We start from the raw sequence: 8,058 nt of genomic DNA, 5'->3' as shown, positions 1-8,058 counted from the left end.
CGGGCATCGTGAAAAATCTATGGCAAAGAAAGCCTTATGTTCTCATAACTGACGATTAAATCGCACCTTCCTTAAGTTTTTTACAGGAAAATCTGAATTTCCAGAAAGAAGATAAACCCTTCTCCAGTGGCGCTTCTCTATGGCGCTGGTCTGCCAAGCGGTCAAAGCTGAATCAGTCTGTATCTTCTTACTGTAAGGCTGGCTGGACAGGTGACAGCTGGACTGAATGGCCCGATTTGCCTCAAGCCATGTTGGATATCCTTGCTGCCGAATACAGTAAAGCGGGAGATGGATTACTGCAGTTTGGGATTGATGGGGGTGGGCCAGCAGCTGCCACAGGCCAGCAAATGCGCGGTATCGTTATGGCAAAATCAGGCTGGTCATCATATGACGCATCAGCCACAACTAGCGCCCCTCTATATGGATGCGGTCCTGATGGGATGGCAATTTTCACATCAGGAACGGCTGGGCAACTGAGTTACAGTAATCTTACGGCAACATCTATCTCGATCAATTATTGGGATGTTTCTGGTGCGTTCCGCTATCGAATTGATGGCGGGGAATGGATAACTGTAACAGGTGCCGGAACTAACACTCCCAAAACTGTTGCCATAGATGGTCTGGCGCTGTCCCCTCATATGATAGAAATTGACACATCGGTAAATACTGGTGTTGTCAGCCTGTTAAATCTGGTTGCAAAAGGAAGTGGTAACGGTATTGAAGTCAATAAGCTAGGTAACGGAGGGATTACTGCTGATGGCTATCTGAAAGTCTTACCCTATATCGAGTATACAGCTCAGCAACTTGATCTCGATGTGCTTTTTATGTGCATTGGAACCAACGATGCAAGGCGTTCCGGTGGCCTTGCTCTCTTCGAATCTTCCCTTGATGCATGGGTAAATGCCTGGAAAACAGCATGTCCCGATATGGCGATTGTGCTGGTTATCCCTTCACAGGGAAACAGCGGCTACGTTATCCCAATGACTGACATCCGTGACGCCACTATTCGGGTTGCAAAAAAATATGAAACTGAATGGTTCGATTTTCGTGCATTTATGCCTGCATGGTCCAAAGCCCGTGATGCTGGTATGTATTGGGACAATTTGCATTTGACAAATATTGGTGCCAATTATCTGACTCACTTGGCATGCAAAGAGTTTTTACTTTAAAAAGAGGTTGTTACGATGCCTGCGATTAATCTTGGAGTGTCTCTTCCTCCTCGTGATTACCGAAATATTTCTGAATTCGTCGTTGAAAGGATCTTTGATGACCTCCCATTCAAAACGGGTATGGTTGGGGCTTACTTCCTTTCAAACCAGACAGTTAGCCCACTCATTAATTATGCAAACGCGGAGCTACCCCTGACGCGCATTGGTAATCCGGTGGTTGGTGCAACTTATACCACACTGGACCACAGTAATTATTACGATACCGGATTACCATCCACTGAAAGCCTTGCAGTGATTGGCATTTCACTACCGGCAGTGTCTACCACTGCGCAAAGTGGGGTTGTGCTATCCAATTACAAAAAAGACGAAACCACCGCAAATATTGCACAAGGTGATACCCTCAGGGCTTATGCAAGTGCTGGCAATGTTCGGATTTCACAGTTTTCCGATTTTGCAATGTCAACCCCACCACAAGTAAACCTCGTGACCTCAGGGTTGTCTGTTGATGACTTAATCATCTCATATGGACTGATTCAGCCAATTGCCGGGAAAGAAGCTGGCGCTGCATACTACAACCCTACGACTGACGCTAACGTTTCTGCTTTTTATTCGGGAACGTCCACAAACCCTCGTCGGGTCGAAACAGTGCATACCTTACGAATTGGGACCACTCACTCTGATACGGAGTTCTTAGGAATATCAGCCGTTAGTGTGGTACTCGTATTCAATCAGGACCTTGGAGGTACAGGGATAATCGCGAATCAACGCTGGCTTAAAGAAACCTTTGGTCCTCGATTTGGTTTGTAGTCCTGAATTTATCGGTGATTTATTTTGCATTGTGCATAAGCCGGCATTTTAAGCCGGCATTTTTAATGCGGAAAAAATCGCTTTTTAATGCGGAAAAAATCGCCGCGCTACACGTTGAACTGATTACGGGTGATGGTGGAAATCAGCAGCCCCATCCCCAGGGTACTGAGCAAAAACAGGCTGGTGATAAAGAACAAAATCACCAGCGATCCGCGATAAGGCACGCCGAGAATAAACACCGACACCAGCATGCAGAGCAGCATTGCCAGCATGCCGAGGAAGTAATAAGGGATAAGTTTACACAGCAGCAGTTCGCTGCGGGTGACTTCGGTGGAGAGCAGCGCTTCCATGGTGCCGCGCTCCCATTCGCGGGCGACCACCAGCGAGGTGAGGATGGCGCCGATTACCGTCATGATAATGGTCACCGCCCCTGGAATAATAAAATGCTGGCTGATGGCCGCCGGGTTAAACCAGTAGCGCATCTGCACCTCGATCAGCGGCTCAAAGCTTTCTCCCCGATCTTCCGCCCGCTGTTGCTGCCAGATTTGCCAGACTCCCTGTACGTAGCCCTGAACAAAGTTAGCGGTATTGGGTTCGCTGCCATCGGTAATGACCTGCAGGGGCGCATCTTCACCGGGTCTTGCCATCTGCTGGGCGAAATTAACCGGCACAATCACCAGCCCGCGAATACGCCCGGCCTGCATCATCTGAATAAGCTGCTGGCGGTTATCGCTGACAGTGGCATCGATATAAGGCGAGCCGCTCAGGGTATGGGTAAAATCGAGCGCCTCGTCACTCTGTTGCTCCAGCAAAATGCCGACCCGCAGCTTACTGGAGTCAAGATTGATGCCGTAGCCAAAGATAAACAGCAACATCAGTGGGATCACTACGGCAATCAGCCAGCTACTGGGATCGCGCACAATCTGGCGCGTTTCTTTGACGCACAGGGCGCGCACGCGGCGCAGAGATAGAGAGTTACGGCGCATCCTTATGCTCCTTATCCCAGTTATTGATAAGCGTGATAAACGCATGCTCCATAGTGGGATCGGCATGCTGCGCATCGGCGGTTTGCGCCTTTAGATCATCCGGCGTCCCGTGGGCGATAAGCTTGCCGCGATAAACCAGCCCGATACGATCGCAATACTCCGCTTCATCCATAAAATGGGTGGTGACCATCACCGTCACCCCTTTTTCCACCATGCTGTTGATATGCAGCCAGAATTCGCGGCGGGTAAGGGGATCGACGCCGGACGTGGGTTCGTCGAGAAAAAGAATATCCGGCTCATGCATCAGCGCGCAGGCCAGCGCCAGTCGTTGTTTAAAGCCCAGCGGCAGGGCATCGGTGGCCTGGTCGGCAATCGCTTTCAGGCCAAATGCCGCAACCATACGCGAGATTTTTTCCTGTTGCGCGCGGCCGCGCAGGCCGTAAACACCGGAGAAAAATCGCAGATTCTGCGTGACCGTCAGGTTGCCATACAGCGAGAATTTTTGCGCCATATACCCAAGATGCTGGCGTGCCTGCCCGGAACTGGTTTTTAAATCCATATTCAGCACCAGCGCTTTGCCGGAGGTCGGCACCAGCAGACCGCACATCATCTTAAAGGTGGTCGATTTGCCGGCGCCGTTAGGGCCGAGCAGGCCAAAAATCTCGCCCCGTTTGACGGCAAAATCCACATGGTCGGTCGCGGCAAAATCGCCGAACTTTTTCGTCAGTTGCCGCGCTTCAATCACCGTTTCATCGGGGGTTCCTTCAACCGTGTGCAGAATTTCGCCCAGCGGCGACTGGGTAAAAGCCGCCCCGCCCAGCAGATCGATAAAGGCATCCTCAAAACGGGGAGCGGTTTCTTCGATGTGCAGGGTATCGAGCCGTGACGCCTCTTTTAAGGCGGCAGGCGTGGCCTCTTTTTTGAGGATAGCGCGCACCGATTTACCCTGAATCATACCGTCACTGACCTGGGGTAATTTCAGCAGCCTTTGCAGTAGCTGGCGGTTGTTTTCCTGCGGGCTGCTGACGAGAAAACTGCGTCCGGCCATGGTTTGCGTCAGCGCGCGCGGCTCGCCCTGATACAGCAGTTCACCTTCGTTCATCAGCAGCACGTCGCGACACTGCTCGGCTTCGTCCAGGTACGAGGTGCTCCACAAAATCAACATGCCGTCGTCGGCAAGGCTATGCACCATCTGCCACAGTTCACGCCGTGAGATGGGGTCGACGCCAACGCCTGGCTCGTCGAGCAGCAGTACTTTGGGTTTGCCGACCAGCGTACAGGCCAGCCCCAGTTTTTGTTTCATGCCGCCGGATAGTTTGCCGGCAAGTCGCCCGGTGAAGGGCGCAAGCGAGGTGAACGCCAGCAGACGCGCGAAGGTCTCCCGACGCTGTTCCCCGGTGACGCTGCGTAAATCGGCATACAGCGTGAGGTTTTCCATCACCGTGAGATCTTCATACAGGCCAAATTTTTGCGGCATATAGCCGAGCACGGCATGCAGCTCTCTGTTATTGGCGATGGGATCGAAACCTGTCACCTCGGCCTGGCCTTCATCCGGCTTCATCAGTCCGGCGAGCATGCGCATCAGGGTGGTTTTCCCGGCGCCGTCCGGCCCGACCAGCCTGGTCACATAACCGGCATGCACGGTACAATCCAGATGCGCCACCGCCGGTTTATCCATGCCGGCAAAGCATTTCATCAGCCCGGACAGGCGGATTACCGCATCACTCATTATTAGCTCCATTGGCGAAACTGATGGTGACCGGCATTCCCTGGCGCAGCGCCTCGTCGGCATCGGTGACGATGATGCGCAGGCGATAGACCAGATCGGTGCGTAAATCCGGCGTCTCGACGGTTTTGGGCGTGAATTCAGCGGTCGGGGAGACAAAGCCAATTTTGCCGTGATACGGCTTGTCAGGGCGTCCGTCGACCGTCAGCAATACCGCTTTACCGGGTACGGCCTGGTGCAGGTTGACTTCGTTGACATAAGCGCGCACCCAAACTGGGCTGGTGAGTGACAGGGTAAGGACGGTGCTTCCGGCGCTCAGCATACTGCCAGGCTCCACGGCGCGGGTGAGCAGGGTGCCATCGGATGGGGCGACAAGTACGGTATCCTGTAAATCCAGCTGCGCCTGGGCGAGTTGTGCCTGCGCCTGTTCCAGACTGGCTCTGGCCTGAGCTATTTCCTGGGGACGATTACCGGTGCGGTACTGGCTGAGCTTATCCTGGGCTGATTTCAGCGAAGCCTGAGCCTGATCGCGGGAGGAGCGGGCGTTCTCCAGATCGTTGGCTGAGACGGTGCGGCTTTTCCACAACCCAAGCTGGCGCTGATAAAAGTTCTGCGCGTAGTCGAATGCCGCCTGCGCCTGTTTTACCGCCGCTGCCGTCTGGGCAATCTCTTCATCGCGATAGCCGGCGTTTACCAGTTCATATTTCGCCTCAGCGGTGGAGACATTGGCTTTGGCCTGGAGCAGGGCGTTCTCATAGGGGGCTTTATCAATATTGCCAAGCGTCTGCCCGGTGGCGATCGCATCGCCTTCATCCACTGCCAGAGAGGCGAGACGCCCGCCGACCCGGAAACTCAAATTCACCGTACGAATATCAACGTTGCCATACAGCGTCAGGGTGTTCTCCTGCCGACTCTGATACCACATCCAGCCGCCGCCAAGGGCCGCCAGCAGGATAACGACTATTAACACCACCACGACAGGCTTTTTCATCAGGCTTCGCTCCTTGTTAATCCGTTAAGAATAAGATCGATATGGCAGGTGATGACCTGGTAGATCAGATCGGTTGTTTGATTATCAAAATGCGCCCATCCGGTGCGCAGCAAAATGGTTTCACGCCCGAGGCGAAAGGCGAGGATCTCGCCGAGCAGCGCATGGGTATGCACTATGGTGCGCGTATCGCTGGCGTCGCATCCGGTATACGCCGCAATCAGGCGGGTAAGAAGGCCGTGCATCGGGGCGATCACCTGATCATGGACTAACTGATAGGCATGGGTCGGGGAGAGTTGTTCGCGGGAGATAAATTTACTCAGGTTGAGGGTATCGTCGTGGGTCAGCAACATGACCATGTTGCGGCAGGCCTGATGGATAAGTTCACGCACTGCGGCTTTATCCGGTTCGGTCTCCCCAAGCAGGGCTTCCGCCGCCTGGACGTAAGCGCGAAACTGTTCGCCAATAAAATCGGCAATCCACTGGGCGCAGGCAAGATACAGGTCCTCTTTTGAGCCAAAATAGTAAGGAATGGCGGCAATGTTTTGTCCGGCCTGGGCGGCGATATCGCGCGTCGTGGCATGCAGACCGTATTCGCCAAACTGTGCGAGCGCGGCGGCGATTAACTGGTTTCGGGCTTGTTCGCCTTTGCTGGTTGTTGAACTCATCGTGAGGGGACACATAAAGTTAATCAATCGATTGATTAATTTTATGGTTAATTTTTCGTCTTGTCCAGTTACGCTGCGCGGTTTGTTGATGTGGATAAGGGGATAATTATCGCTTCAAAGAACGGCTCAGCAGTATTTTATGCGCTGCATCACAAAAGCTGTTACACTCCGCCGCTTCATGGCATTGTGGTTTTTGTCATTAGTCACATTATTATCTCCTCGAAAACTACACCAGATAAGGTCGGGGCGGTGCGGAGTTGTTATGTCATTTGATTCCCTTGGCCTGAATCCGGAAATCCTGCGTGCAGTTGAAGAGCTGGGTTACCGTGAGCCAACCCCTATTCAGCAGCAGGCGATCCCTGCGGTTCTGGACGGTCGCGACCTGATGGCCAGCGCCCAGACCGGTACCGGTAAAACGGCAGGTTTTACCCTGCCGTTGTTGCAGCGCCTGGTGCAGAAAGAAGCGCATGCGAAGGGCCGTCGCCCGGTTCGCGCGCTGATCCTGACGCCGACCCGCGAGCTTGCCGCTCAGATCGGTGAAAACGTACGCGAATACAGCAAATATCTGAATTTGCGCTCGCTGGTGGTTTTCGGTGGCGTCAGCATTAACCCGCAAATGATGAAACTGCGCAGCGGCGTGGATGTTCTGGTGGCAACGCCGGGTCGTTTGCTGGATCTGGAACACCAGAATGCGGTGAAGCTGGACAATGTCGAAATTCTGGTGCTCGACGAAGCCGATCGTATGCTGGATATGGGCTTTATTCATGATATTCGCCGTGTGCTGGCGAAATTGCCAGCCCGCCGTCAGAACCTGTTGTTCTCCGCGACCTTCTCGGATGACATCAAAGGCCTGGCGGAAAAACTGCTGCACAACCCGCTGGAAATTGAAGTGGCGCGCCGTAACACCGCGTCCGAGCAGGTGACTCAGCATGTACACATGGTGGACAAAAAGCGTAAACGCGAACTGCTCTCCCAGATGATTGGCGAAGGCAACTGGCAGCAGGTGCTGGTGTTTACCCGTACCAAACACGGTGCAAACCACCTTGCTGAGCAACTGAATAAAGACGGTATTCGCAGCGCCGCTATTCATGGTAACAAGAGCCAGGGTGCGCGTACCCGTGCGCTTGCTGACTTTAAATCCGGTGATATTCGCGTGCTGGTGGCAACCGACATTGCGGCCCGTGGTCTGGATATTGAAGAGTTGCCGCATGTGGTGAACTACGAGTTGCCTAATGTGCCGGAAGATTACGTCCACCGTATTGGTCGTACCGGTCGTGCTGCGGCAACGGGCGAGGCATTATCGCTGGTCTGCGTGGATGAACTTAAGCTGTTGCGCGATATCGAGCGCCTGCTGAAAAAAGAGATCCCGCGTATTGCTCTGCCGGGCTACGAGCCGGATCCGTCGATTAAGGCTGAGCCGATTGTTAACGGTCGTCAGAGCCAGGGTCGCGGTGGACGCGGTCAGGGCGGCGGCGGTCGTGGTCAGCAGCAGCCGCGTCGCAATGACGGCGGTGCGCCAAAGTCCGGAGCAAAACCGGCCCGTTCCCAGGATAGCAAACCGGCCGGGGATAAACCGCGCCGTCCTCGCCCGCGCAAACCTGCGGCGAACGCCTGATAAAAAAGCCCTGCCATCGTGCATAATGCCGTTCACTTAAGCGGAGCGGCACTGCGTTTCACCGGATAACGGGTTTTTGATATCTTAACCGCCCTCGGC

The 8,058-nt window shown here is 53.9% G+C and carries 6 protein-coding genes and 1 pseudogene; 3 read left to right on the top strand and 4 right to left on the bottom strand.

The window, feature by feature from the left end:
* Window positions 1-248: 248 nt before the first annotated feature.
* Together ACSZO4_RS23670 and ACSZO4_RS23665 are read left to right on the top strand one after the other, a co-directional pair.
* Window positions 249-1,169, top strand: coding sequence for an SGNH/GDSL hydrolase family protein (locus ACSZO4_RS23670; protein WP_437891524.1), 921 nt, complete (start codon window positions 249-251; stop codon window positions 1,167-1,169).
* Between the two features lie 15 nt (window positions 1,170-1,184).
* The gene (locus ACSZO4_RS23665; protein WP_437891522.1) at window positions 1,185-1,976 is read left to right on the top strand and encodes a hypothetical protein; all 792 of its coding nucleotides are present in this window, start codon (window positions 1,185-1,187) and stop codon (window positions 1,974-1,976) included.
* 113 nt (window positions 1,977-2,089) lie between these two features.
* Here ACSZO4_RS23665 and ACSZO4_RS23660 read toward each other — a convergent pair.
* The 4 genes and pseudogenes from ACSZO4_RS23660 to cecR form a co-directional block, all read right to left on the bottom strand.
* Window positions 2,090-2,962, bottom strand: a pseudogene (locus tag ACSZO4_RS23660) (ABC transporter permease); the annotation flags it as partial.
* Window positions 2,952-4,691, bottom strand: a complete 1,740-nt coding sequence (locus tag ACSZO4_RS23655) for an ATP-binding cassette domain-containing protein (RefSeq protein WP_437891521.1) — start codon at window positions 4,689-4,691, stop codon at window positions 2,952-2,954. The pseudogene ACSZO4_RS23660 and the gene ACSZO4_RS23655, both read right to left, overlap by 11 nt.
* Window positions 4,684-5,679 carry a secretion protein HlyD gene (hlyD, locus tag ACSZO4_RS23650; RefSeq protein WP_437891520.1) on the bottom strand — a complete coding sequence of 332 codons (996 nt, stop codon included), beginning with the start codon at window positions 5,677-5,679 and terminating at the stop codon, window positions 4,684-4,686. Before hlyD ends, ACSZO4_RS23655 begins: the two co-directional genes overlap by 8 nt.
* Window positions 5,679-6,344 carry a transcriptional regulator CecR gene (gene cecR, locus ACSZO4_RS23645; RefSeq protein WP_437891519.1) on the bottom strand — a complete coding sequence of 222 codons (666 nt, stop codon included), beginning with the start codon at window positions 6,342-6,344 and terminating at the stop codon, window positions 5,679-5,681. Before cecR ends, hlyD begins: the two co-directional genes overlap by 1 nt.
* A 262-nt stretch (window positions 6,345-6,606) precedes the next feature.
* Between cecR and rhlE the strand changes: the two genes are divergently transcribed.
* Entirely contained in the window at window positions 6,607-7,959 is a 1,353-nt protein-coding gene (rhlE, locus tag ACSZO4_RS23640) for an ATP-dependent RNA helicase RhlE (protein WP_437891518.1), read from the top strand.
* The last annotated feature ends 99 nt before the right edge of the window (window positions 7,960-8,058 follow it).

The organism is Phytobacter sp. V91, assembly GCF_965644225.1.
In the GTDB taxonomy this organism is placed as follows: domain Bacteria; phylum Pseudomonadota; class Gammaproteobacteria; order Enterobacterales; family Enterobacteriaceae; genus CBFFRJ01.
Note: the sequence above shows the minus strand (reverse complement) of the source record. Positions and strands in the feature narration are given on the sequence as shown.

Coding starts and splice junctions, on each gene's coding strand:
- cecR (WP_437891519.1), bottom strand. CDS start 6,344: ATGAGTTCAACAACCAGCAAAGGCGAACAAGCCCGAAACCAGTTAATC.
- ACSZO4_RS23655 (WP_437891521.1), bottom strand. CDS start 4,691: ATGAGTGATGCGGTAATCCGCCTGTCCGGGCTGATGAAATGCTTTGCC.
- hlyD (WP_437891520.1), bottom strand. CDS start 5,679: ATGAAAAAGCCTGTCGTGGTGGTGTTAATAGTCGTTATCCTGCTGGCG.
- ACSZO4_RS23665 (WP_437891522.1), top strand. CDS start 1,185: ATGCCTGCGATTAATCTTGGAGTGTCTCTTCCTCCTCGTGATTACCGA.
- ACSZO4_RS23670 (WP_437891524.1), top strand. CDS start 249: ATGTTGGATATCCTTGCTGCCGAATACAGTAAAGCGGGAGATGGATTA.
- rhlE (WP_437891518.1), top strand. CDS start 6,607: ATGTCATTTGATTCCCTTGGCCTGAATCCGGAAATCCTGCGTGCAGTT.